The sequence below is a fragment of the Microbacterium sp. GW821-FHT01D02 genome (genome assembly GCF_059422585.1).
This window is the reverse complement of record NZ_JBWKXB010000001.1, coordinates 1,367,621-1,389,485: the sequence shown is the minus strand read 5'-3', so window position 1 is coordinate 1,389,485 and position 21,865 is coordinate 1,367,621. Positions and strand designations below refer to the sequence as shown.

The 21,865-nt window shown below is 71.0% G+C and carries 25 protein-coding genes; 10 read left to right on the top strand and 15 right to left on the bottom strand.

Going from position 1 to position 21,865, the window contains the following annotated elements:
• Nucleotides 1–70 precede the first annotated feature (70 nt).
• On the top strand, nucleotides 71–976 hold the full coding sequence (locus AC07VM_RS06885; protein WP_494910479.1) for an RNA polymerase sigma-70 factor: 906 nt from the start codon (nucleotides 71–73) through the stop codon (nucleotides 974–976).
• Nucleotides 973–1,374: a sigma-70 family RNA polymerase sigma factor family protein gene (locus AC07VM_RS06880; protein ID WP_494910478.1), complete on the top strand. Its 402-nt coding sequence runs from the start codon at nucleotides 973–975 to the stop codon at nucleotides 1,372–1,374. Before AC07VM_RS06885 ends, AC07VM_RS06880 begins: the two co-directional genes overlap by 4 nt.
• A 16-nt stretch (nucleotides 1,375–1,390) precedes the next feature.
• On the opposite strand, the gene AC07VM_RS06875 is transcribed toward AC07VM_RS06880, so the two are convergent.
• Nucleotides 1,391–1,846: an Lrp/AsnC family transcriptional regulator gene (locus AC07VM_RS06875; protein ID WP_267416459.1), complete on the bottom strand. Its 456-nt coding sequence runs from the start codon at nucleotides 1,844–1,846 to the stop codon at nucleotides 1,391–1,393.
• 98 nt (nucleotides 1,847–1,944) lie between these two features.
• Between AC07VM_RS06875 and AC07VM_RS06870 the strand changes: the two genes are divergently transcribed.
• Both AC07VM_RS06870 and AC07VM_RS06865 read left to right on the top strand, forming a co-directional pair.
• On the top strand, nucleotides 1,945–2,568 hold the full coding sequence (locus tag AC07VM_RS06870) for a LysE family translocator (protein ID WP_494910477.1): 624 nt from the start codon (nucleotides 1,945–1,947) through the stop codon (nucleotides 2,566–2,568).
• A gap of 103 nt (nucleotides 2,569–2,671) precedes the next feature.
• Nucleotides 2,672–3,124, top strand: coding sequence for a hypothetical protein (locus AC07VM_RS06865; protein ID WP_494910755.1), 453 nt, complete (start codon nucleotides 2,672–2,674; stop codon nucleotides 3,122–3,124).
• Between the two features lie 9 nt (nucleotides 3,125–3,133).
• Here the strand turns inward: AC07VM_RS06865 and AC07VM_RS06860 are convergent, their stop codons facing one another.
• From AC07VM_RS06860 to AC07VM_RS06850, 3 genes are read right to left on the bottom strand one after another with little or no spacing between them, the layout of a single operon-like run.
• The gene (locus tag AC07VM_RS06860) at nucleotides 3,134–3,361 is read right to left on the bottom strand and encodes an RNA-binding S4 domain-containing protein (RefSeq protein ID WP_267416456.1); all 228 of its coding nucleotides are present in this window, start codon (nucleotides 3,359–3,361) and stop codon (nucleotides 3,134–3,136) included.
• The gene (locus tag AC07VM_RS06855) at nucleotides 3,358–4,296 is read right to left on the bottom strand and encodes a dihydrodipicolinate synthase family protein (RefSeq protein ID WP_494910476.1); all 939 of its coding nucleotides are present in this window, start codon (nucleotides 4,294–4,296) and stop codon (nucleotides 3,358–3,360) included. The genes AC07VM_RS06860 and AC07VM_RS06855 overlap by 4 nt, the downstream gene beginning before the upstream one ends.
• Nucleotides 4,297–4,314: 18 nt before the next feature.
• Nucleotides 4,315–6,051 carry an IlvD/Edd family dehydratase gene (locus AC07VM_RS06850; RefSeq protein ID WP_494910475.1) on the bottom strand — a complete coding sequence of 579 codons (1,737 nt, stop codon included), beginning with the start codon at nucleotides 6,049–6,051 and terminating at the stop codon, nucleotides 4,315–4,317.
• A gap of 203 nt (nucleotides 6,052–6,254) precedes the next feature.
• Between AC07VM_RS06850 and AC07VM_RS06845 the strand changes: the two genes are divergently transcribed.
• The 3 genes from AC07VM_RS06845 (at nucleotide 6,255) to AC07VM_RS06835 (ending at nucleotide 9,919) form a co-directional block, all read left to right on the top strand.
• Complete coding sequence (locus AC07VM_RS06845; protein ID WP_494910474.1) at nucleotides 6,255–7,295, top strand: substrate-binding domain-containing protein; 1,041 nt, start codon at nucleotides 6,255–6,257, stop codon at nucleotides 7,293–7,295.
• A 75-nt stretch (nucleotides 7,296–7,370) separates the two neighbouring features.
• On the top strand, nucleotides 7,371–8,870 hold the full coding sequence (locus tag AC07VM_RS06840) for a sugar ABC transporter ATP-binding protein (protein ID WP_494910473.1): 1,500 nt from the start codon (nucleotides 7,371–7,373) through the stop codon (nucleotides 8,868–8,870).
• Entirely contained in the window at nucleotides 8,867–9,919 is a 1,053-nt protein-coding gene (locus AC07VM_RS06835) for an ABC transporter permease (RefSeq protein ID WP_267416451.1), read from the top strand. The genes AC07VM_RS06840 and AC07VM_RS06835 overlap by 4 nt, the downstream gene beginning before the upstream one ends.
• A 49-nt stretch (nucleotides 9,920–9,968) precedes the next feature.
• On the opposite strand, the gene AC07VM_RS06830 is transcribed toward AC07VM_RS06835, so the two are convergent.
• Genes AC07VM_RS06830 through AC07VM_RS06820 form a run of 3 tightly spaced genes read right to left on the bottom strand, consistent with a single transcriptional unit; the run spans nucleotide 9,969 to nucleotide 12,240 of the window.
• Nucleotides 9,969–10,751, bottom strand: a complete 783-nt coding sequence (locus tag AC07VM_RS06830; RefSeq protein ID WP_494910472.1) for an aldose epimerase family protein — start codon at nucleotides 10,749–10,751, stop codon at nucleotides 9,969–9,971.
• The gene (locus AC07VM_RS06825) at nucleotides 10,748–11,431 is read right to left on the bottom strand and encodes a FadR/GntR family transcriptional regulator (protein WP_494910471.1); all 684 of its coding nucleotides are present in this window, start codon (nucleotides 11,429–11,431) and stop codon (nucleotides 10,748–10,750) included. Before AC07VM_RS06825 ends, AC07VM_RS06830 begins: the two co-directional genes overlap by 4 nt.
• Nucleotides 11,431–12,240 carry an SDR family NAD(P)-dependent oxidoreductase gene (locus tag AC07VM_RS06820; RefSeq protein ID WP_494910470.1) on the bottom strand — a complete coding sequence of 270 codons (810 nt, stop codon included), beginning with the start codon at nucleotides 12,238–12,240 and terminating at the stop codon, nucleotides 11,431–11,433. The genes AC07VM_RS06825 and AC07VM_RS06820 overlap by 1 nt, the downstream gene beginning before the upstream one ends.
• Nucleotides 12,241–12,352: 112 nt before the next feature.
• On the opposite strand from AC07VM_RS06820, the gene dgoD reads away from it, so the two are divergent.
• Both dgoD and AC07VM_RS06810 read left to right on the top strand, forming a co-directional pair.
• Entirely contained in the window at nucleotides 12,353–13,495 is a 1,143-nt protein-coding gene (dgoD, locus tag AC07VM_RS06815) for a galactonate dehydratase (protein WP_267416447.1), read from the top strand.
• On the top strand, nucleotides 13,489–14,130 hold the full coding sequence (locus tag AC07VM_RS06810) for a bifunctional 4-hydroxy-2-oxoglutarate aldolase/2-dehydro-3-deoxy-phosphogluconate aldolase (RefSeq protein WP_494910469.1): 642 nt from the start codon (nucleotides 13,489–13,491) through the stop codon (nucleotides 14,128–14,130). The genes dgoD and AC07VM_RS06810 overlap by 7 nt, the downstream gene beginning before the upstream one ends.
• 12 nt (nucleotides 14,131–14,142) lie before the next feature.
• On the opposite strand, the gene AC07VM_RS06805 is transcribed toward AC07VM_RS06810, so the two are convergent.
• From AC07VM_RS06805 to AC07VM_RS06785, 5 genes are all read right to left on the bottom strand, one after another.
• On the bottom strand, nucleotides 14,143–14,979 hold the full coding sequence (locus tag AC07VM_RS06805; RefSeq protein ID WP_494910468.1) for a hypothetical protein: 837 nt from the start codon (nucleotides 14,977–14,979) through the stop codon (nucleotides 14,143–14,145).
• A gap of 79 nt (nucleotides 14,980–15,058) precedes the next feature.
• Nucleotides 15,059–16,384 (bottom strand): sensor histidine kinase, encoded by a 1,326-nt coding sequence (locus AC07VM_RS06800; protein WP_494910467.1) that lies wholly within the window; start codon nucleotides 16,382–16,384, stop codon nucleotides 15,059–15,061.
• The gene (locus AC07VM_RS06795; RefSeq protein WP_267416443.1) at nucleotides 16,377–17,054 is read right to left on the bottom strand and encodes a response regulator transcription factor; all 678 of its coding nucleotides are present in this window, start codon (nucleotides 17,052–17,054) and stop codon (nucleotides 16,377–16,379) included. Before AC07VM_RS06795 ends, AC07VM_RS06800 begins: the two co-directional genes overlap by 8 nt.
• A gap of 82 nt (nucleotides 17,055–17,136) precedes the next feature.
• The gene (locus tag AC07VM_RS06790; protein WP_494910466.1) at nucleotides 17,137–17,718 is read right to left on the bottom strand and encodes a putative immunity protein; all 582 of its coding nucleotides are present in this window, start codon (nucleotides 17,716–17,718) and stop codon (nucleotides 17,137–17,139) included.
• Between the two features lie 2 nt (nucleotides 17,719–17,720).
• A complete protein-coding gene (locus AC07VM_RS06785; protein WP_494910465.1) occupies nucleotides 17,721–18,155 on the bottom strand; it encodes a DUF6194 family protein in 435 nt (144 codons plus the stop codon).
• Between the two features lie 67 nt (nucleotides 18,156–18,222).
• Here AC07VM_RS06785 and AC07VM_RS06780 point away from each other — a divergent pair, with 67 nt between their 5' ends.
• Nucleotides 18,223–18,942 carry a MerR family transcriptional regulator gene (locus AC07VM_RS06780; RefSeq protein WP_494910464.1) on the top strand — a complete coding sequence of 240 codons (720 nt, stop codon included), beginning with the start codon at nucleotides 18,223–18,225 and terminating at the stop codon, nucleotides 18,940–18,942.
• A gap of 34 nt (nucleotides 18,943–18,976) precedes the next feature.
• Here AC07VM_RS06780 and AC07VM_RS06775 read toward each other — a convergent pair whose 3' ends face one another.
• The 3 genes from AC07VM_RS06775 to AC07VM_RS06765 are packed head-to-tail and all read right to left on the bottom strand — an operon-like array spanning nucleotide 18,977 to nucleotide 21,838.
• On the bottom strand, nucleotides 18,977–19,951 hold the full coding sequence (locus tag AC07VM_RS06775; RefSeq protein ID WP_494910463.1) for a serine hydrolase domain-containing protein: 975 nt from the start codon (nucleotides 19,949–19,951) through the stop codon (nucleotides 18,977–18,979).
• Between the two features lie 10 nt (nucleotides 19,952–19,961).
• The gene (locus AC07VM_RS06770; RefSeq protein WP_494910462.1) at nucleotides 19,962–20,882 is read right to left on the bottom strand and encodes a carbohydrate ABC transporter permease; all 921 of its coding nucleotides are present in this window, start codon (nucleotides 20,880–20,882) and stop codon (nucleotides 19,962–19,964) included.
• Nucleotides 20,882–21,838: a carbohydrate ABC transporter permease gene (locus AC07VM_RS06765; protein ID WP_494910461.1), complete on the bottom strand. Its 957-nt coding sequence runs from the start codon at nucleotides 21,836–21,838 to the stop codon at nucleotides 20,882–20,884. The genes AC07VM_RS06770 and AC07VM_RS06765 overlap by 1 nt, the downstream gene beginning before the upstream one ends.
• Between the last annotated feature and the right edge of the window lie 27 nt (nucleotides 21,839–21,865).

The following is a 21,865-nucleotide window of genomic DNA, read 5'->3' as shown; positions in this document are numbered from 1 at the left end:
GTGCTGCGCGGTCTGAGCTTCCGAGGGAAAGCGCTACGTTGGCCACACGCAGGAGAAGGAGACCGGACGAGTGAACTCCAGGAGCGATTCCGGCCGGCAGCCCGCCGACCTCGACGATGCGGTGGACGTCTTCGCCGCGCAGCGCCGCCGTCTGTTCGGGATCGCCTACCGCATGCTGGGCACCGTGGCCGATGCCGAGGACATCGTCCAGGACACCTGGATCCGATGGCAGAACACCGATCGGGCTCAGGTGGCGGAACCGGCGGCGTTCCTGGCGACGATCGCGACGAGACTCTCGATCAACGTTCTCCAGTCCGCCCACACGCGGCGCGAGACGTACATCGGCCCGTGGCTCCCCGAGCCCGTGAACACGGACGCCGATCCGGCGCTCGGGGCCGAGCGCGCCGAAGCGCTGCAGTTCGCGATCCTGCTGACCCTCGAGAAGCTGACACCCACCGAACGTGCCGCCTACATCCTGCGTGAGGCCTTCGACTATCCGTATCCGCGCATCGCCGAAGTGATCTCGTCGAGCGTCGTGAGCGCCAGGCAGCTCGTCAGCCGAGCGCGAGGGCATCTGGCCTCTGCGCGCCAGACGACGGTCGAGCCGTCGGAGCAGCGCCGACTTCTCGAGGCGTTCCTGATCGCCGCGCAGAAGGGCGATGCACACGAGCTCGAGAAGCTCTTCGCCGAGGACGTCGTCAGCTACACGGACGGCAACGGGGTGAAGCTCGCGGCACGGATCCCGGTCATCGGGCGGGGGCGGGTCGCGACCTTCGTCGCGGCGTTCGCGCATCACTTCTGGACCGGCAAGTCGATCGACTGGGTGCACGTCAATGGGCAGCCGGCGGCGACGCTCACCGAGAACGGCGAGGTCACCACGGTCGTCACCGTGACGACGTCGGACGAGGGCATCCTCCAGCTCCTCTGGGTGATGAGTCCGCACAAGCTCAGCCACGTCGCCGCGGTCGGCGCATGATCCCGAGGCAGTACCCGGCGTGGTTGCGCCGGAGACGTCATGGCGCCCCCGACCGGCGCATGATGCAGGACCTCGCGGACGCGATGGTGGCGGCGGATGAGTGCGCGATCCGTGACATCCTCCGCCCGGACGCGGTCGCGATCATCGACGGCGGAGGACTCGTGACCGTGCCGACGACCCCCGTGGAGGGGCGCTTCGCCGCCGCGGCCGCCCTGGTCGCGGTGTCGGCGGACGAGACGTCGGCCACCGTGGCATCGATCAACGGGGTGCCGGGTTTCGTCCTCTCCCGGAAGGACGTCGTGGTCGCTGCTGTGACCGCCGAAGCGCGTGCCCGGCTGCTGTCGAGCGTCTGGGTCGTGTGCAACCCGGACAAGCTCCGGCACTGGAATCGCGGCTGACGGCCGGCCGCGCGTCTCAGGGGATCGGGACCGCGCGGTCGGCTCCGAGGCGCTTCATCACCATGGTCGACGTGAGGCGCTGCACGCCGGGGAGAGCTCCGAGCGTGTTGTCGTACAGCTCCTGGTACGAGCCCATGTCGCGGGTGAGGATGCGCAGCATGTAGTCCGGGTCGCCGAACAGGCGCTGCGCCTCGACGACGGCGGGGATGGACACGACCGCCTCCTCGAACGCGATGATCGTGTCCTTGTCCGTGCGGCCGATCGTGACGAAGACGATGGCCTCGAACGTGAGTCCGACGGCCGCGGGGGCGACCACCGCGCGGTAACGCTCGATCGCGCCGGACTGCTCCAGCTCCTTGAGTCGGCGATGGCAGGCGGAGAGGCTCAGACCGACCTGCGCGGCCAGGTTCGTGGCGCTCATCCGGCCGTCATCTTGCAGCAGCGAGAGGATCTCCCGGTCAAGCGCATCCATGGCGACAATTCTTGCACGTCGAAGGCATGATCAGACGAAGAATCGAAGCACCTCTCGCCGGATTCTTCGTAGTCTCTTCCTCGGATTGAGGAGGACCGATGGACATCACCCTGGTCATGCAGTTCTGGGTCGTCGCCGCGATGCTCGCGCTGACGCCGGGCGCCGACTGGGCGTACGCGATCTCCGCCGGACTCCGGGCCCGTTCCATCGCGCCCTCCATCCTCGGCATGATCGCCGGGTACATCGTGGTGATCGTCGCCGTGGCGGTGGGTCTCGGTGCCCTCGTCACCGCCTACCCGGTGACTCTCACGACCCTGACCGTGGTCGGCGCCCTCTACCTCGTGTTCCTCGGCGGCACCACGCTCGCCAGCCGGCCCGCGCCCATCGCCGAGAGCGGCGAACCGATCGCGAGCAGCGGCTGGGCGCAGTTCCTCCGCGGGTCGGGGGTGAGCGGCATCAACCCCAAGGGTCTGCTGCTCCTGCTCGCCCTGCTGCCGCAGTTCACCAGCCCGGACGGATGGTCCTCGACGGCGCAGATGCTCGCCCTCGGCGGGCTCCACATCCTCAACATCGCGATCGTCTACACGACGGTCGGACTGCTCGCGCGTCGGCTGCTGCGGACCCGGCCGCGGGCGAGCGCCCTGGTCACGCGACTCGCGGGCATCGCCATGATCGTCATCGGCTGCGCGATCCTCGTGGAGCAGGTGATCGAGTGGCTGTGACGGCCAGTCGCATTTCTCCGGCCGTCAGGCGCCGCGAACGCATCCGGTCGGAGTAGCGTCGAAGCACCGGCGATGAGCGGGAGATGAGGACTTCGTGACTTCCATGGCGCGCACGACCACCGCCCTCCGTCTGCTGCTGCCGGCGTTCCTGCTCGGTGCGATCATCGCGATCTCGTTCCTCGAGGCGCCGCTGAAGTTCCTCGCACCCGGGGTGACGATCCCGATCGGCCTCGGGATCGGGCGGCTCGTCTTCACGGCGCTGAACGTGCTCGCCGGCGTCGTCCTGATCGCGCTCACGCTCGTGAGCGTGCGGGCGAGGGCGGGGCGCACGATGCTCGGCATCCTGGGCGCGATCTGGGTGGTCTTCCTCATCGAGGTCATCGTCATCCGGCCGGTGCTGAACCAGCGCAGTGATCTCGTGATCGCCGGGGCCGAGGCGCCGGGCACGAACTGGGCGCACTACGCGTACATCGCCGCCGACGTGGCGATCGTCGGGCTCCTCGTCGCGGTGATCGTGGTCACGGTTCGGAGCGTGCTTCCGTCGGACAGCCGCTGAGGCCTGCGGTCAGGGGCGGACGCGGACGGTGCGGCCCTCGAACGAGACGAGGTCTCCGTCGCGCAGTTGGCGTCCCCGGCGACGATCCACCTCGCCGTTGACCGTGACGTAGCCGTCGATGATGACCTCTTTGGCGTCCCCGCCCGAGTCGAGGAGGCCGGCGAACTTGAGGAACTGCCCGAGGCGGATCACCTCACCGCCGATGGAGATGTCGTCGATCGGATCGGTGTTCGTCATCCTTGAATGCTAATCGCCTTCGAGCCGGGTCGGAGGAGATCGTCGAACTCGACGAGGAACCGATCGATCATCGCGTGCTCCTCGGCGTCGAGGTCGCGGGCCGGCGCGCGGCAGATCGCGGTGTCGAGGATGCCGCGACGTGCGGAGATCTCCTTCTCCGCGGCGATGATCAGCTCGACCGACTGCATCCAGTACGAGATGTAGGGGAGGAGGCGCGCGTGCACCGTGGCCGCCTGCTCGTGGTCGCCGCCGCTCCAGGCGGCCCAGATGGCGAGGTAGATCTCGGGGAACGACGAGCCGGGTTGCACGCCGACCGCTCCACGGCGCAGGGCGTCGATGAGCTGCACGCCCGCATAACCCACGACGCACGACAGGGCGGGCGCCGCCTCACGCAGCGCCGAGATGAGCTGCCCGGGCGGGACGGACTCCACCTTCACCTGCACGAGGTTCGGGCTCGTCGCGGCCAGGTCGGCGATGATGGTCGCGTCGAGCGCGGTGCCGGTCTGCGCCGGCGCGTACTGCAGGATCGCCGGCGTCGAACCGATCGCATCGAGCACGGCGCGGATGTGCGCACGGACGGCGGCGCCGCTCGGACTCTGCACGTGGGGCGGGAGGATGTTGATCATGTCGGCGCCCTGCTCGACGGCGCGGCGCGCGCGCTCGACGGCGACGACGGTGGCGTGGTCGGGCACGGACACCGCCACGATCATGTCGTGACGATGCGCCTCATCGAGCAGCACGCCGGTGAGCTCGTCGCGCTCCTGATCCGTCAGCTTGTAGAACTCGCTCGCGAACCCGGGGTACATCACGTTCCGCACCCCCGCGGCGGCGAGTGACCGGATGAGGACGCGGAACGACGCCAGGTCGATCCGGCCCTCCGTGGTGAACGGCGTCTCCACGACGGGGCAGACGCCTTCGATGAGTGTGCGGTTCACGGGAACGGCTCCTTCGGGTCAGAACGGGCTGCGCGACGGTTCGTCGCCGCTGGAGCCGACGAGGAAGTCGAGGTCGACGCCCTGGTCGGCCTGCAGCACGTGGTCGGTGTAGAGCCGGGTCCAGCCGCGCGTGCTCGCGGCGGGCGGTGCCGGAAGCTCGGTCCGCCGGCGCGCCAGCTCCGCGTCGTCGACGAGCATGTCGAGCGACCGTTCGGCCACGTTCAGTCGCACCGCGTCTCCGGTCCGCACGAGCGCGAGCGGGCCGCCCGCCGCCGACTCCGGAGCGACGTGGAGCACGCACGCGCCGTATGCCGTCCCGCTCATCCGCGCATCCGAGATCCGCACCAGGTCGCGCACCCCCTGATCGAGCAGCTTCTTCGGGAGCGGCAGGTTGCCCACCTCCGGCATGCCCGGGTACCCCCGCGGTCCGCAGCCCCGGACGATGAGCACCGTGTCGGCCGTGACGTCCAGATCCGGGTCCGCGGCGACCGCGAGGTACGACTCGAGATCGTCGAAGACCAGAGCCGTGCCCGTGTGGTCGAGCAGGTGGGGCTCGGCGGCGCTCACCTTGATCACGGCGCCGTCCGGCGCGAGGTTGCCGCGCAGCACCGCGGTTCCCGAACCCGCGGGCTGCACCGGATTCGACAGCGGCCGGATCACCTCGGGGTCGTCGTTGCGGGCGGCCGCGACGTTCTCGCCCAGGGTGCGGCCCGTGATCGTGGGCGCCGCGGTGTGCAGCAGGTCGCCGAGCTCCTTCATCAGCGCGGGCACCCCGCCGGCGTAGGCGAACTCCTCCATGAGGAACCGGCCGCTCGGCATGAGGTCGACCAGCAGCGGGATCGCGCGGCTGAACTCGTCGATGTCGTCGAGGGAGAGCGGCACCCCCCGTCGCCCCGCGATGGCCAGCAGGTGCAGCACGGCGTTCGTGGAACCCCCGCATGCGGCATTGACGACGAGGGCGTTCTCGATCGCCTCCCGCGTCATGATCGCCGACGGTCGCAGGCCTTCGAGCGCGAGTTCGACGGCGCGGGCTCCGGTGTCCTCCGCGAGCACGAGCCGCCGCGAGTCGACCGCGGGGAGCGCGGCGCCGCCCGGCAGCTGCATGCCCAGCGCCTCGGTGATGCTCGCCATCGTGGACGCCGTTCCCATGGTCATGCAGTGGCCGGCCGAGCGGTTCAGACAGCTCTCGAACTCGGTGAACTCCTCCTGCGTCACCTCGCCGGCGCGCAGACCCTCGGTCATCCGCCAGATGTCGGTGCCGCTGCCGACGGCACGACCCCGGAACCGGCCGTTCAGCATGGGCCCGCCCGTGAGCATGATCGAGGGGATGTCGACGCTCGCGAGCGCCATGAGGGCGGCGGGAGTCGTCTTGTCGCATCCGGTGAGGACCACGACGGCGTCGAGGGGATTGGCGCGGCAGAGCTCCTCGAGCTCCATCGCCATCATGTTGCGGTAGATCATCGACGAGGGGCGCATGAACGGCTCCCCGAGGGACAGGACCGGGAACTCCAACGCCGTGCCGCCCGCCTGCTGGATCCCGCGGCGCGCGGCGTCGGCGAGCCCCCTCAGGTGGATGTTGCACGGCGTCAGCTCCGACCAGGTGTTCGCGATCCCGATCACCGGCCGGCCGTCGAACTGGCGCCCGGAGAGGCCCGACTGCCGGAGGTGATGGCGGGCGATGAACCCGTTCTTCCCGTTCTCGCCGAGCCAGGCGCGAGAGCGCAGGGGGCGGCGTCCGATGTTCTCGGCGCTCATGCTGTGTCTCGTCTCGGGCGCACGTCGTTCTCCATTGATCGATGCCGGGGTACAGGCGTCCGTCGAACACCATCTCGAATCGCGAATAGGCAATATTCGTTGCGTTGCCGTCGATTATGCATATTATATGTTTACCCGCGCAAGGAGCGGATCACATCCCACCGGCAGCGATGCCGGCGCATCGAAGAAGATAAGGATCGCTGATGAAGCAGCACGCAGCTCGACCCGCATGGCTCCGGCTCGCCGCAGCCGGGGTCACGGCACTGACCATCGCCGCACTCGCCGCCTGTTCCTCCGGGCAGGAGACCACGGAAGGACCCGCCGCCTCCGGTGGTGCGAAGGACGGAGCCCTCACCATCGCCCTCCTGCAGAAGCAGGGCGACCAGCAGTACTTCATCGACGAGGCGACCGGCGCGAAGGACGCGGCCAAGGCCGCGGGCGACGTCACGGTCAACGTCGTCGACCTCGGGACCGACGCCAACAAGGCCATCTCCGAGGTCGAGGCCGCGATCGCGCAGCAGGTCGACGGCATCATCATCGTCGTGCCGGACGGCAAGATCGGCCCGCAGGTGATCCAGCTCGCCAATGAGGCCGGGATCCCGATCATGGCCGCCGACGACCCGATCGAGGACAGTGCCGGAGCGGCCGCCGCCTTCACCGGGTTCGACGGCACGTCGATGGGCGAGAAGGTCGGCGCCGAAGCCGCGCGCCTGTACCAGGAGGCCGGATGGACCGCGGCGGACACCCGCATCCTCTCCGCCTACCGCCAGGACCAGCCGAACTGCGTCGAGCGCGTCGAGGGCGCGGCATCAGCCTTCGCGGAGGCCGTCGCCGACGGCCCGAAGGTCATCGATATCGGCACCGACAACTCGGCCACCGACGCGCAGGACAAGGCCGGCGCCGTCATCACCGCGAACTCGGGCGTGAAGCACTGGGTCGTCTGGGGCTGCAACGACGAGAACGAGACCGGCGTCGTGACGGCGCTGCAGAACTCGGGCGTCGCCCCCGCCGACATCGCCGGCGTCGGACTCGGCGCCTACCTGACCTGCAAGGACTGGAACGCCGGACAGGAGACCGGCAACAGGTCGGCCCTGTTCATCTCCGGCGTCGAGGTCGGCAAGGCCGCCGTCGGCTCCATGATCGCGCTGCTGCGCGACGGTACGGAGCTGCCCCCCAAGACGGTCGCGAACACGGAGATCGTGGACGCGACCAACTGGGAGGACAAGGGCGTGGTCTGCACCTGATCGGCTGCACACGCGGGGGCGGCCGGACGGGTCGCCCCCGCGTCGACATCCCGACGACGGAGAGGTGAAGAGGAAGTGCCGGAAGAATCGATCGTTTTACGGGCCACGGGTGTCACGAAGAGCTTCGGCGTCGTGCGAGCACTCCGTGGCGTCGAGCTGGAACTGCGCGCGGGCGAGGTCACCGCGCTGATGGGCGAGAACGGGGCGGGCAAGTCGACGCTGCTCAAGATCCTCAACGGGGACTACCGGCCCGACGACGGTGAGCTGTTCATCGACGGAGAGCCCGTCCACTTCGCCGAGCCGGCCGATGCCCGGGCCGCGGGCCTGCGCGTCATCGCCCAGGAGCCGGAGATCATCCCCTGGGTGTCGGTCGCCGAGAACATCTACGTAGGCGCACTCGGCGGACTCGCCTACCGCCGCGGCGACCTGCTCGCCCGCGCCCGCGAGGAGCTGACCCGCTGGGGCTTCCACCGCGTCATCAAGGCGGAGACGCTCGGCTCCGAGCTCTCCCCGGCGCAGCGGCAGATCGTCGAGATCATGCGCGCGGTGATCAGCCGCCCGAAGATCATCTGCTTCGACGAGCCGACCTCGTCCCTCGGCGATGACGAGGTGTCCCTGCTGTTCGCGCTGATCCGCAAGCTGCAGAGCGAGGGCGTCGCGATCGCCTACGTGTCCCATCGGATGGGGGAGATCTTCCAGCTCGCCGACCGCATCACGGTCCTGCGGGACGGGGCGTTCGTCGGCACCAAGCTGGTCGGCGAGACGGACCACGACGAGCTCGTCCGGATGATGGTGGGGCGCGACCTCACCCAGTTCTTCCACCGCGAGCCCGCACCACTCGGCGACGTCGTGCTCGAGCTCGCCGGGGTCTCCAACCAGTACGTGAGCGAGATCGACCTCACGGTTCGCGCGGGTGAGGTCGTCGGGATCGCCGGACTCGTCGGCGCCGGTCGCAGCGAGCTGATGAAGACGATCGCCGGGGACTTCGCCCTCCACTCGGGGGAGATCCGGGTGCTCGGCACGCGCCGTCGCATCCGTCAGCCCGCCGACAGCATCCGCGCCGGCATCGGCTTCGCGCCCGAGGAGCGGAAGGCCGAGGCGCTGCTGCTGGAGCGCTCGGTGCGCGACAACGCCGCACTGGTGGTGCTGCGTCAGCTCTCGCGCTGGATCTTCGTGAAGGACCGCGCCGAGCGCGCCCTCGCGCAGGAGTACGTCGACGCCCTGCGCATCCGCACCCCCTCCACCGAGCAGCACGTCGGCAAGCTCTCCGGCGGCAACCAGCAGAAGGTCGTGCTGGCGCGCTGGCTCGCGACCAAACCCAAGCTGCTCCTCCTCGACGAACCCACCCGCGGCATCGACGTCGGCGCGAAATCCGAGATCTACGCGATCATCGACCGCCTCGCCCACGAGGGTGTCGCCGTCATCGTCGTCTCCAGCGAGCTGCCCGAGGTCCTCGGCGTCTCGGATCGCATCTACGTCATGGCCGGCGGGCGCATCAGCGGCGAGCTGCCGCGCACCGAGGCCACCGAAGAGAAGATCCTCGCGCTCGCGATGGACGAAGAGGCCGCCGCATGAGCATCGACTCCCGAAAGGAAACCACCACCGTGACCACCACCGTCGCGAACACGACAGCCGCAGAGGCGCGGCCGCTCTCCCCGCTCCGCCGAGCCATCGGCGCGATCGGCGTGCAGAACCTCTCGCTCATCCTGGCCATCGTGATCGTCGTCGCGATCATCGGGCTCCAGAATCCGCTGTTCTTCAGCGTGCAGAACCTCAAGGTCATCGGCACGGCGATCTCGATCATGGGTCTGCTGGCGGTCGTCCAGACGATCGTCATCATCCTGGGGGCGCTCGACATCTCGGTCGGATCGATCGCGGGCCTGACCTCGGTGACCTCGGCGATGATCTTCACCGTCGCCGGCCCCGCGATCGGGGTGGTCGGCGCGATCGGGATCGGCGTGCTGTGCGGCCTCGTCAACGGCTGCATCATCGTGTTCGGACGGGTGAACCCCGTGATCGCCACCCTGGCCACGCTCGCGGCCTTCAAGGGGATCGCGCAGCTGCTGTCCGACGGGCGCGCGCAGGGCTACACCGGCGCCGACCCGTTCTTCATCTTCCTGGCGCGCGGCGGCATCATCGGCATCCCCACCCTCATCTGGGTGCTCGTGATCGTCGCGGTGCTCGCGCACGTCGTGCTGCGCTACACCTCGCTCGGTCGCAACATCTACGCGGTCGGCGGCAACAACATCGCCTCGCGCCTGGCCGGCATCAACATCAACCGCTACATCATCGGCGTCTACATGGTCACTGGTGCGATCGCGGCGGTGGCGGGCATCCTGATCACCGCCCGGACCGGGTCCGGTCAGCCGATCTCCGGCTCCGAGGGCCTCGAGCTGCAGGCGATCACGGCGGCCGCCCTCGGTGGCGCCGCGCTCAAGGGCGGCAAGGGGACGATCGCCGGGACCATCCTCGCGGTCGTGCTCCTCGGCGTCCTGACCAACGGCATGACCCTGCTCGGCGTGAACACCTTCTGGCAGAATGTGGCCCAGGGCGCCCTGCTCGTGATCGCGGTCGTGATCCAGCAGCTCCGCTCCGGGGAGCGTCGCATCGGCATCCCCGGATGACGCTCGTGGCGCGGGGCGTGGCGGCGCCTCGCACCACCTTTCCGATGGATCAGCCGATCTCCTCGAGGCGCAGCCCCCAGTGCAGCGGGCGCCCGGGACCGACGATCGGCGCGGCTTCGGCCGAGACGGCATCCGCGAGGGAGTCGTACGGTGCGAGCGCGGGCTCGATCGCGACCACCGGTGCGGAGGCGAAGGCGCCCGGATCGATCCACAGCGCGACGGCGGGAAGCTCGGCCGGATCCCAGCGGAGGCGCAGCCCCCTGCCATCCGGCCGCCGCAGCACGACCCGGTCGATCGGGGTGGTCGACCACCACTTCGCTCCGGCGGCGGAGTCGATCAGCGCACCCGGGTCGACCTCGGGGCCGAGGGTGCGCCTCTGGTCCGCCGGGTACACGCGCCGCCACGACACCGCGGCGCCGAGCTCGAGGGTCGTGCCGGGGGTCCAGACGAACTGCGGATGCGCGGCCCACTGCACGGGGCGCGTCTGCGCGGAGGTGAGCTCGTAGTCGAGCCGCACGCCGGTCGGCTCCGGGACGATCGTGCGGCGCAGTCGCAGTCCGCGGACGTCGACCCAGTGCGAGTCCTCCTGCCCCGACCACCGTCGGTTCCACGCCTCTCCGTGATCGCCCCACTCCTCGAAGGAGTCCCCGTGCGGCACCCGGCACGCGTCGACGGTCGGCAGCATCTCGTCCCAGCCCCCCAGTGCGGAGGCGGTGAAGTCCGTGAGGGTGCGCTCACCGGTCGGCTGATGCAGCCACTCCTCCGTGCCGCGCAGGCGGGAGGCCCGTGCGCCGTCCGCGAGGTCGACGGCGGCGAACGAGAGTGTGCTCACAGAGAGTCTTCGTAGGACCGGACGATCAGGTCGCCGGCGGTGCTCGCCGCGCGATCGGCGTCTCCCGCCGCGACGGCGGCGGCGAGCTCGCAGTGCAGGTCGACCGCGACGGCCGAGATGCCGTGGCTCGCGACGACCTGGATGCGGTCGTCGAGCGCCGCGCCGACGAGGGAGAGCAGCTCCGCGATCAGCGGGTTCCCCGCGGCCTGGAAGAGCGTCGCGTGGAAGTCCACATCCGCTGCGGTGAAGACGTCGACGTCCTTCGGACCGAGCGCATCGCGCATGCGCTGCGCCGCGGCGACGAGTCGGTCGGCGGTCTCGGCGTCCCGGCGGAGGGCGGCCAGGCGCGCCGCGGTGGGCTCGACCGCGGATCGCAGCTCGAGGAGGTCCTGCCGGGCGCTCTGGGCATCCGGCCCGGAGAGCCGCCAGCGGAGGACGTCGACGTCGAGCGCGTGCCACGAATCCTCGGCGAGCACACGCGTGCCGACGTTCTGCCGGGCGGCGATGAGTCCCTTCGCCTCGAGGACCCGCACCGTCTCGCGGACCACCGTGCGGGACACCCCGTACTGCTCGCCGAGTTCGTCCAGCGGCAGCTGCGTCCCCGGGACGATCTCGTGGTGCACGATGCGGCGACCGAGGTCGTCGACGACGACGCCGTGCAGGCCGCGCCGCGCGGCCATCAGGCGAACCTCGCGCTGTAGGCGCCGTCGACGGCCCAGTCCGCGCCGTTCACGAAGGAGGCTCCCGGCGAGAGCAGGAAGCACACGACGGCGGCGATCTCCTCGGGCTGTGCCGGGCGCCCCATGGGCTGGACGGCGAGAGTGGCGGCGAGCTCCTCCGGCCTCTCGGCGAAGTGCGTCTCCGACAGCGGCGTCCACACGAGTCCGGGGGAGACGGCGTTCACGCGGACGCCCCGCCCGGCCACGTCGAGAGCGAGTGAGCGGGTGAACCCCAGCTGGCCCGCCTTCGCTGCGGCGTAGGGGAACATGCCGGACATCGTCATCTTGGCGTGGATGCTCGAGATCGAGACGATGGAGCCGGCGGCGGCCGTGAACATCGCCGGAAGGACCGCCCGTGCGCAGAGCCAGGAGGCCTTCAGGTCGAGGTCGAAGAAGTCGTCCCACTCGTCCACCGTCATCGTCGCCGGGTCGCTGTAGGCGTTGCGCCCCGCGTTGTTGACCAGGCCGGTCGGTGCGCCGAGGGCATCCGTGGCGGCCTCGACCCAGCGGGTGACGGCGGCCTCGTCGGTGACGTCGGCCACGATGCCGTGCACGTCGAGGCCGTCGACGGCGAGGGCGGCGACCGCGGCGTCCACGCGCGCGGCGTCGAGGTCGCAGAACGAGACGGCCGCGCCCTGTGCGCGTGCGGCGCGGACGACGGCGTTGCCGATGCCCTGGGCGCCGCCCGTCACGAGGATCACTTCGCCGTCGAGAGTCCCGGCGCCGCTCGCGGTGCCGCTCCCTCCCCCTGGAGGTGCCACTGTCGCCATGCTCAACCCTGCTTCCTCGCATTGCCGGACAAGGCCGGCGGTGCATACTATGATAATAGTATTATCTAGCGTCGATCACCCGGCGCGGGAGACATCTCAGCGAGGGAGCCGGATGCGCATCAGTCGGATCGAGACGTTCAGCGTGGCCCCGCGCTGGCAGTTCCTTCGCATGGAGACCGACGACGGAGTGGTCGGTTGGGGCGAGCCTATCGTGGAGGGAAGCGCCGACGTCGTGGCTGCGGCGGTGGAATCCCTGTCCGAGATCCTGATCGGCGCCGACCCGACGCGCATCGAGGATCTCTGGCAGACCATGACCCGCGGCGGCTTCTACCGCGGCGGTCCCGAGCGCTCCTCCGCGATCTCCGGCATCGACCAGGCGCTGTGGGACATCCGCGGCAAAGTCCTGGGCGTGCCGGTGCACGATCTCCTGGGCGGGGCGGTGCGCGACCGCATCCGCGCCTACGTCTGGATCGGCGGGGATGACCCGGCGGAGGTCGCCACCCAGGCGGCTGCCCGTGCGGCCGAGGGATACACCGCGGTCAAGATGAACGCCTCCGGCCGGATGCGCCACCTCGAGTCGCGGGATGCCGTGCGCGGAGTGGTCGAACGCGTCGCCTCCGCCTCCGAGGCGATGGCCGGCGGCGACGTCGCGATCGACGCCCACGGGCGCTGGACCGTCAGCGTCGCCAGGACCATGTGCCGCGCGTTGGAGGACAACGTGGCTCCGCTCTTCCTCGAAGAGCCGCTCGCCCCCGAGCTCACCTACCGGTTCGGCGAACTCTGCGCGGGCACGTCCGTGGCGATCGCGACGGGGGAGCGCCTCTACTCGAGGTGGGACTTCCGCTCCGCGCTCGAATCCGGCATCGCGCTGGCGCAGCCCGACGTCTCGCATGCGGGTGGCATCTCCGAGACCAGACGCATCGCGGCGCTGGCCGAGCTGCACGGCGTGGGACTCGCTCCGCACTGCCCGCTCGGGCCGATCGCCCTCGCGGCCTGCCTGCAGGTCGACATCGCCAGCCCGAACGCGGTCCTGCAGGAGTCCAGCCTGGGCGTGCACTACAACGACGGCGCCGACCTCCTCGACTATCTCGTCGACACGGAGCCGCTCACCGTGAAGGACGGCTGGTTCGAACGGCCGACCCGACCGGGACTCGGCATCGAGGTCGACGAGGCCGCCGTGCGCAAGGCCGCCGGCGTCGGACTCTGGCGCTCGCCGCTGTGGCGTCACGAGGACGGGAGTCACGCGGAATGGTGAGTCGACTGCAGCCCGGTCCCGGAGTGCGGAGCACCCGGATCGTCGCGATCGTGCGCGACCGCACGGGGACGCATCTGCGTGCCGCATGCGACACGCTCCTCGAAGCCGGGGTCTCGGTGCTCGAGGTGACGACCAACACCCCCGGCGCCGCCCGGGTGGTCGCCGACCTGGTCGCCGCGGGGGCGACCGAGGTGGGCATGGGCACCGTGCGCACGGTCGACCACGTGCGCATGGCGGCGGATGCCGGAGCCTCCTTCGTCGTCACGCCCACGGTGTCGTTGCCGGTGGGCGCCGCTGCGGCCGCGGCCGGACTGCGCTGGTACCCCGGTGCCGCCACCCCGACCGAGATCGAGACCGCCTGGACGGCCGGGGCGACCGCGGTGAAGGTGTTCCCCGCGGGAGTGCTCGGCGGCGTGCGCTTCATCCGTGAGGTCCGGGCTCCCCTCGACGACGTCCCGCTGATCCCGACGGGAGGCGTCCGGGCCGACGAGATCGCGGACTATCTCGCAGCCGGGGCGCTTGCGGTGGGGATGGGCTCCCCGTTGCTCGGCGACGCCGTCGCATCCGGAGACCTCCCGGGCCTCCGCGCCCGGGCGGAGGCGGCGCTCGCCGCGGTCCGGGCTGTCGCCGGCTGAGCCCCGGGTCGCTCAGTCGATGTCGGTGCCGACGACCGCGAAGTCGGCGTCGAAGTCGATGTCGATCGAGCGGTTGTCGGATGTGAGGACCGACGCGTCGTAGGGGCTCACACCGTCGTCGTCGACATCCAGGTCGGTGATCATGCCCTCCGCCTCGGCCAGCGCGGCGGCGACCAGGGCGCGGATCGTCTCGTCGTCCAGCGTGAGCGCGGGGCCGGTGTCGTCGCCGTCCGCCGCATCGGTCGAGACGACGGAAGCGGCGAGATCCTTGCCGACGCGGACCTCGGTCTCGTCGCCGGCAGCGGTCGTCAGCTGCACCTCCCAGGTGCCGTCGCGCTTGGCGTCGATCGAGGTGACCTCGCCCTCGGCGGCGCCGCGCGCGGCCTCCGCGATCGCGATGAGCTCGTCGGCCGAAGCCGTGCCGATGCCGGTCACCGGGCCGCGGCCACTCCCGGGGCCGTTCCCGTCGTCGTCCCGACGGTCGCCGCGGTCGTCGTCACGCTGGCCGTGGTCATCCGCGTCGTGGCGGGGGCCGTCGGACATCGAGGCGCGGTCGTCGTCGCCGAACTCGTCGCCGATGGCCGCGCCGACCGCGATGCCGCCACCCGCGAGGACCACGGCCGCCGCGATGCCGCCGCCGATGAGGAGGGCACGCTTGCGGCCGGGCTTCGGTGCGGAGGCAGCAGCGGGGGCGGGCTCGGCGTCGGGGAAGGTCGGGTGCTGCCCGGCGCCGGCACCCGGAGTGGAGGCATCCGGGGTGGAGGCATCCGCCGTCGGGGTCACCGGAACGGTCTGGGCATCCGGGGTGCTCTCGGGCATCTGGTCGGGGGTGGGTGTCTTGTCGTCCATGTCCCGATGGTCTCGCGCGGGCGCTGAAGCCTCCCTGAAGCGTCCTGAAGACCTCTTCAGGAAGCCGCGACCGACCGACTCAGGCGTCGACGGGCAGCGTGAGGACGAAGCGCGCGCCGCCCCAGCGCGACTCGTCGACCGTGAGGGTCCCGCGGGCGGAGGTGGCGATGCCGCGCGCGATCGCGAGGCCGAGGCCGCTGCCACCGGCGTCGCGGCTGCGGGCCTCGTCGAGCCGGACGAAGCGCTCGAAGATCCGCTCCCGCTCCGCGGCGGGGATGCCGGTGCCGTCGTCCTCGACCGTCACGAACACGTATCCGTCCGCCGGGGTCACTCCGATCGCGACGCGGCCCCGACTGTGGCGCGCGGCGTTGTCGGCGAGGTTGCGCACCAGCTGCCCCAGCAGGCGGGGGTCGGCGTGCACGCGGGCGGCGCCGATGCCGGAGCCGTCGACGTCGAGCCCTGCCGCGCGGAGCCGGCGCACTTCGCCCAGGGCGATGTCGTCGAGGTCGACCGCCTCGTCGTGCGTGCTCGCCCCCTCGTCGAGGCGCGCGAGGAGCAGTAGCGACTCCACGATCCCCTGCAGCCGGAGTCCCTCTTCCGATACGACCTCCGCGAGCTCGCCGATGCTCGTCACCTCGGGGTGGGCCTGCGCGAGCTCGGCGTGCTGGCGGATGGTCGCGAGCGGGGAGCGCAGCTCGTGCGAGGCGTCCGACACGAACCGCCGCTGCGCGGTCGCGGCCGCGTCGAGCCGGTCGAGCATGCCGTTCATGGTCGTCGCGAGCGCGGCGATCTCGTCGGCCGTGTCGGGCACGGGCACGCGCTGGTGGAGACGCTCGGCGGTGATGCCGTCGACCTCCTCGCGGATGCGCTCGACCGGGCGGAGCGCGCGTCCGACGACGAGCCAGGTGGTCACGGCCACGAGCAGCAGGAGCAGCGGAAGCGCGATGGCCAGCAGGGTCGCGACCGTCGCCAGGGTCTCGGCATCGTCCTCCGTCGAGACGGCGAGCACGAGCGTGTGATCGTCGTCGAGGTCCTCCGAGACGACGAGGACGGGGTCGCCGTCGACGGTCGTCGTCTGCGGGTCGTCGTCGACCGGGAGCGGCGTGGAGCCGAGCTTCTCCCGCGCGTCCTCGCTCGCGGCGCGCACGGAGCCGTCCGGTCCGATGACCTGCAGGATCTCGTCGTCGAGGGCGTCGACACCCGCGACGCCCTTGCCGCCCGGCCCGCCTGCCCGTTCGGCGAGCTCCTCCAGCCGCTGCTCCGCCGCGCGCTCCGTGCTGCCGTGGATGCTGGCGCTGAGCACGCCGTAGAACGAGAAGGCGCCGAGGAGGAGCGCGACGGCGACGACCACCGTCGCACCGAGCGTGGTGCGGCCGCGCACCGAACGCCAGCCGCGGCTAGCCACCGTCGGCCGCCAGCCGGTAGCCCGCTCCGCGGATGGTCTCGATCGCCTCGCGTCCGAACGGCTTGTCGAGCTTGCGCCGCAGGTGCCCGACGTAGACCTCGACGATGTTCGGGTCGCCGTCGAAGTCGTCGTCCCAGACGCCGTCGATCAGGGCGCGCTTCGACAGCACCTGGCCGCGGTGGCGCATCAGGAACTCGAGCACCGAGAACTCCCGGGCGGTCAGCGTCACCGGCGTCTCGCCGCGCCAGACCCGGTGCGCGGCGGGGTCGAGGCGCAGGTCTCCCGCTTCGAGGACGGCCGGCCGGGCGACGGCTCCGCGACGCACGAGCGCGCGCAGCCGGGCGACGAGGATCGCGAACGAGAACGGCTTCGTGACGTAGTCGTCGGCCCCGGTCTCGAGCGCCTCGACCTGATCCCACTCGCCGTCCTTCGCCGTGAGCATGAGCACCGGGGTCCAGTTCTCCTCGGCACGGAGCGCCTCGCACACCTTCCACCCGCTCATGCCCGGCATCATCAGGTCGAGCACGATCGCGTCGTACCGCGTCTCCCGTGCGCGCCACAGCCCGTCGACGCCGTTGTGCGCGACGTCGACGGCGAAGCCCTCGGCCTCGAGGCCCCGACGCACGCCCTCGGCCAGGCGCACCTCGTCGTCCACCACCAGGATCCGCATGCCTCCAGTGTGGCGGCTCGACGCTGAATCGCGGCTGAAGCCGGCCCGCGGCCGGAACGACTCAGCACGTACGAGTCGGCTGTCACGCCGTGGGTTCGTCTCCCGCTGCCTCCTCCGGATCCGGAACCGGCTGCGCTTCGAGCCACGCCTGGATCTCGCGGATGACCTCGCCGAGCGCGCCGGCGGCGAGGAGCCCGGGCCCGAGCGGGCCGGCGGTGTCGGTGCCGAGCGGCGGAAGCCGCCGGAGGACGGCGACGGCTCCGGAAGGGAGGCGGTCGAGCTGCCACCGCACCTCCTCGGCCCGAGCGCCGGACGCGGTCGGGTGCGCCAGCTCGACGGCCTTCGCGGCGTAGGCGGCGGCTCCGAGGGCATGGGCGCCCATGTGCGCGACACCCGCTGCCTGCGCCGCCGAGCGGGCCGCGGCCACGCCCGCCGGGGACCTCGCGCTGCCGGCGGCCCGACCCGCGATGAACCGGCGGCGGATCTCGCCCGCGGCCGTGAGCTCTCCGCGGGCGAACGCCCGGGTCCGGGCGATGGCGTCGCGCGCGCGATCGTCTTCCGGGGCCTCCGCCTCGAACAGGGGCAGCACGTGCTCGGCGCAGTCCGCGGCCCACACGGCGACGATCCGCCGGTCGGCCTCGCTCATGCCCTGCGGGGTCGCCATGCTCACCTCGCCCGGCGTTCGGTGCGGGCTCGCGCGGCCTCGTGCGCCTCACGCAGCAGAGCCAGCACGGTCTCCGCCGTCCGCCCCGCGGGGTCGATCACGCACACCCAGCCGGCCGCGCCGTAGAGCGGATGCCGGTGGAAGACATCGACCGCGGTCGGGTCGGCGTCGGAGAGGGGGAGCGAGTCGGCCCGCTCCCTCCCGATGTGGATGTTCACCCGGAAACGGCCGGGGATGCTCAGGGCGGACGAGGTGTCGTCCGGGTAGTCCTTCGTGATGATCGTCCCGTAGGGCTGGGTGCGCTCCGGCATCCGTCCGTCGGGTGCGTGGAAGAAGTAGGCGTCTCCCCAGGACAGTTCGGGGGCGTCGTCGCCCTTCTCGGGTGCGACGACCAGGGCGCCGTCGAGGCCACGGACCGTTTCGATGATCTCCTGCATTTCCATCCTTCAATGGTGAAGCTGACGTGCTTATGTGGACTCAGGGTCCGAGAAAGCGGGGATCATGATGCCAAACCCTCAAGAGCAGGTGCTGACGACGGCTGCGCTCGGCAGACGCGTGGGGTACTCGACCCAGCAGGTGCGCGACCTGGAGCGGCTCGGCGTCCTCCCACCCGCCGAGCGCGGACCCAACGGGTATCGACGCTACGGAGCGCGGCACGAGACGGCGCTGCGGGCGTATCGGGCGCTGGCCGCGGCGATCGGCCCGGTGCCCGCTCGGCGACTGATGCCGGTCGTGATCGGAGGCACGGTCGAGGGGGCCGCCGAGAGGATCGACCTGCTGCACGCCGGGCTCGCGGACGAACGCGCCCGGGTGCGCGAGGCGCTGCGCGGACTCGACGTCGCCGTGGCGGAGGCGGATGACGTCTTCGACGACGCCGACGCGATGACCATCGGCGAGCTCGCCCAGGCCCTCGGCGTCCGCGCATCCGCGCTGCGGCACTGGGAGAGGGAAGGGCTCGTCCATCCCGCCCGCCGCTCGGCATCCGCGCGCTCCTACGGGTCCGTCGCCATCACGGAGGCGCGCATCGTGGCCGCGCTCCGGTCCGGCGGCTACGGCATCCCCGCGATCGCCCGCATCCTCGACGAGGTGCGCTCGCACGCCGACACGGACGAGGTCGAGCGCATCCTCACGCGCCGGCTCGCGGATCTCACCCGCCGCAGCGTCGCGCTCCTCGCCGCGGCCGGATGGCTCCACGAGCTGCTCGACAACCGCATCGCCGGCTGACCAGCGTCGCCGGCTGCCACGGCCGGGCCTGCGGTCACACGGCTCCGAAGAACCCCCGACGTGCCGCCGTCACATCCGCGTCCTCCCGCGAGGGGTGCACGCGGTTGGTCAGCAGGACCCCGTATCCGCCGGACTCGAGGTCCACGGCGAAGGCCGTACCCGTGAAGCCGGTGTGTCCGGCGGCGTCCGCCTCCCCCATCCAGGCCGAATCGCGCACCCGCAGACCGATCGCCTGGTCATACCCCGCGGCGGCCGTGACGACCGGCGTGCGGAGCAGCCGTGCGCTGTCGGCCGTGAGCACGCGTCCGGCAGCACCCTCGCCATCGTCGCGGATCGTGCGCGCGAGGGCGGCGACGTCGTGCACCGTCCCGAAGAGCCCGGCGTGACCGGAGGGGCGCCCCAGTGCATGCGCCAGTTCGTCGTGCACCTCTCCGCGGACGAGGCCGCGATGCGGCTGCACCTCGGTGGCGACGGCACGGTCGACGGGCGGCTCCCAGGTGAGGGTCGCAGCGCCCATCGCCTCCGCGGCGTCCGCGACGAGACCCGCGAGCGGCTGCCCCGAGACGCGCTCGAGCAGCTCGCCGACGGAGATGAACCCGACGTCCGAGTAGAGGTGCGTCTCGCCGGGCTCGGCACGCAGTCCGCTGCGCAGCACCGCCGCGCGCAGCTCCTCGCCCGCGAGCCCCGTCCGCCAGGCACCGCCCTCGGCCGGGAGCCCGGACGTGTGCGTGAGGAGGTGGCGGAGCGTGAGGCGCGCGGACCCGTCGCCGGTGCCGACGCGGAGCATGCTCGACACCGGCGCATCGAGGTCGAGCAGCCCAGCGTCCACCAGGCGCAGCGCGGCCACCGTCGTGAAGATCTTGGTGAGCGACGCCAGGTCGAACAGGTGCGCGGCGTTCAGCGGGGTCGGGTCGTCGTCCGCCGGGGTGCCGAGCAGCGTCAGCTCCCCGGCATCCGCTCGCTGCGTGCTCCGCAGCGAGGCCCATGCCGAGCCCGGTGCCCCGTTCACCACGTCCGACTCACTTGCTCATGCCGGAGGTGAGGCCGTTGATGATCTGCTTGGTCGCCAGCAGGAACAGGACGACCAGCGGGATCGTCGCGATCGTGAGGCCGGCGAACAGCTGCGGCCAGTCGGTGGAGTACTCGCCGAAGAAGCGGGTGAGGCCGACGGGCAGCGTGTACGAGTTGCGGTCCCGCAGCAGGATCAACGGGTAGAAGAAGTCGTTCCACACCGGCACGAAGCGGAACACGATCACGGTCGCGAGCGCGGGTCGCACGAGCGGCAGCAGGATCTGGATGAACGTGCGGAACGGCCCGGCGCCGTCGATGCGCGCGGCCTCCTCCAGCTCGATCGGCAGAGCGCGGAAGAACACGGTCAGGACGAACGTCGTGAACGGGATCCCCAGCGCGCCGTAGACCAGGATCAGGCTGAAGATGTTGCTCGTCATCTTCAGCGAGTCGAGGAGGTAGAACAGCGGCAGGATCGCCAGGTGCACCGGGAGCATGAGCCCGGAGAGGAAGACCGCCTCGACGCCGCGGAAGAACTTCGCCCTGGCACGCGCGAACGCGTAGGCCGCGAGCACCGACACGACGGTCGTGACGATGACGGAGCCGACCGTCACGGTGATCGAGTTGACGAAGTAGGTGTCGAAGGATGCCGTGATCCACGCGCTCTGGAAGCTCGTGAACGTGGGCGGCACCGGGAGGCCGAGGGGCTCGGTCGCGATCTGCTGTTGGGTGCGCAGCGAGTTGTTGACCATGAGCAGCAGCGGGCCGATCGCGACCAGCGCGTACCCCCACAGGAAGATGTTCGCGAACAGGCGCCCGATGAACGGGGTATCCGAGGTGCGGCTCGTGCGGCGCCGCGGCGAGGAGGGGCGACGGCCCGAGACGATCGCCTCGGTGGTCGGCTCGGTGCGGGTTTCGGTGGCGGTGCTCATCAGAACAGCTTTCGTTCGGCGCGACGCATCGTGGAGGTGATGAAGACCGAGATCACCATGATGAAGATGAACAGGACGGTCGCAAGCGCGGAGGAGACGCCGATCGAGTTCGGATTCCCCGACTCGAAGGCGGTGCGGTAGAAGAGCAGCATCATGACGTCGGTGGATCCGGCCGGTGCCCCGTTGGAGCCGGCGAGGGCGAACGGGATGGCCATCGCCTCCATGCTGCCGATGAACGTGAGCACGGTGATGATGCCGATGGTCGGCGTGAGCATCGGGAGGGTGATGTACCGGAAGCGCTTGCCGGCGGTGGCGCCGTCGAGGGCGGCCGCCTCCTCGATCTCCTCGGGGATGCCGCCGAGGGCCGCGCCGTAGAGCAGGATCGGGAAGCCGATCCACTGCCAGGCGCTCACGAGCACGATCACCCAGATCGCGAGCTGCGGATCGCCGAGCCAGGGGAGCGCGAGGCTCTCGAGCCCGACGCCGCGCAGGATCGCGTTGATCGGACCGAACAGCGGCGACAGCATGAGCGACCAGAGGTAGCCGATGACCATCGGGCTCACGAGGTAGGGCAGCGCGAAGATCGTCTGGAAGAAGCGCTTCGTGCGCTTGCGGCGGTGCAGCAGGGTCGCGATGCCGAGGCCGAGGGAGTTCTGGAAGACCAGGGCGCCGGCGAAGAGCAGCAGGTTGTGCCCGAAGGCGTTCCAGAGCTGCGAGGCGTAGGGCTCCTTGGTGAGGAGGGTGATGTAGTTGGCGACGCCGGCGAAACCGCCCTGCTTGGTTCCCTGCCAGTCGAAGAACGAGTAGCTGAGCGCGGCGAGCATCGGATAGAGGATGAGCACGGCGAACAGCACCGCGGCGGGGAGGACGAACAGCGTCGCCGTCGGAGTCGACAGCGCGATCCCCGTGCGCGTGCGCCGCGTCTTCTCCCGGCGGAGGGGGAGGGTCAGGGCCATGATGCCTCTTTCACTGCGTGGTGGGGG

Excerpts from the sequence above, each read along its gene's own strand:
- AC07VM_RS06820 (WP_494910470.1), bottom strand. The coding sequence starts at position 12,240 with ATGGCGACAGTGGCACCTCCAGGGGGAGGGAGCGGCACCGCGAGCGGC.
- AC07VM_RS06810 (WP_494910469.1), top strand. The coding sequence starts at position 13,489 with ATGGTGAGTCGACTGCAGCCCGGTCCCGGAGTGCGGAGCACCCGGATC.
- AC07VM_RS06790 (WP_494910466.1), bottom strand. The coding sequence starts at position 17,718 with ATGGCGACCCCGCAGGGCATGAGCGAGGCCGACCGGCGGATCGTCGCC.
- AC07VM_RS06780 (WP_494910464.1), top strand. The coding sequence starts at position 18,223 with ATGCCAAACCCTCAAGAGCAGGTGCTGACGACGGCTGCGCTCGGCAGA.
- AC07VM_RS06765 (WP_494910461.1), bottom strand. The coding sequence starts at position 21,838 with ATGGCCCTGACCCTCCCCCTCCGCCGGGAGAAGACGCGGCGCACGCGC.
- AC07VM_RS06785 (WP_494910465.1), bottom strand. The coding sequence starts at position 18,155 with ATGCAGGAGATCATCGAAACGGTCCGTGGCCTCGACGGCGCCCTGGTC.
- AC07VM_RS06875 (WP_267416459.1), bottom strand. The coding sequence starts at position 1,846 with ATGGATGCGCTTGACCGGGAGATCCTCTCGCTGCTGCAAGATGACGGC.
- AC07VM_RS06770 (WP_494910462.1), bottom strand. The coding sequence starts at position 20,882 with ATGAGCACCGCCACCGAAACCCGCACCGAGCCGACCACCGAGGCGATC.
- AC07VM_RS06850 (WP_494910475.1), bottom strand. The coding sequence starts at position 6,051 with ATGAGCGCCGAGAACATCGGACGCCGCCCCCTGCGCTCTCGCGCCTGG.
- AC07VM_RS06795 (WP_267416443.1), bottom strand. The coding sequence starts at position 17,054 with ATGCGGATCCTGGTGGTGGACGACGAGGTGCGCCTGGCCGAGGGCGTG.
- AC07VM_RS06845 (WP_494910474.1), top strand. The coding sequence starts at position 6,255 with ATGAAGCAGCACGCAGCTCGACCCGCATGGCTCCGGCTCGCCGCAGCC.
- AC07VM_RS06805 (WP_494910468.1), bottom strand. The coding sequence starts at position 14,979 with ATGGACGACAAGACACCCACCCCCGACCAGATGCCCGAGAGCACCCCG.
- dgoD (WP_267416447.1), top strand. The coding sequence starts at position 12,353 with ATGCGCATCAGTCGGATCGAGACGTTCAGCGTGGCCCCGCGCTGGCAG.
- AC07VM_RS06835 (WP_267416451.1), top strand. The coding sequence starts at position 8,867 with ATGAGCATCGACTCCCGAAAGGAAACCACCACCGTGACCACCACCGTC.
- AC07VM_RS06870 (WP_494910477.1), top strand. The coding sequence starts at position 1,945 with ATGGACATCACCCTGGTCATGCAGTTCTGGGTCGTCGCCGCGATGCTC.
- AC07VM_RS06860 (WP_267416456.1), bottom strand. The coding sequence starts at position 3,361 with ATGACGAACACCGATCCGATCGACGACATCTCCATCGGCGGTGAGGTG.
- AC07VM_RS06825 (WP_494910471.1), bottom strand. The coding sequence starts at position 11,431 with ATGGCCGCGCGGCGCGGCCTGCACGGCGTCGTCGTCGACGACCTCGGT.
- AC07VM_RS06880 (WP_494910478.1), top strand. The coding sequence starts at position 973 with ATGATCCCGAGGCAGTACCCGGCGTGGTTGCGCCGGAGACGTCATGGC.
- AC07VM_RS06865 (WP_494910755.1), top strand. The coding sequence starts at position 2,672 with ATGGCGCGCACGACCACCGCCCTCCGTCTGCTGCTGCCGGCGTTCCTG.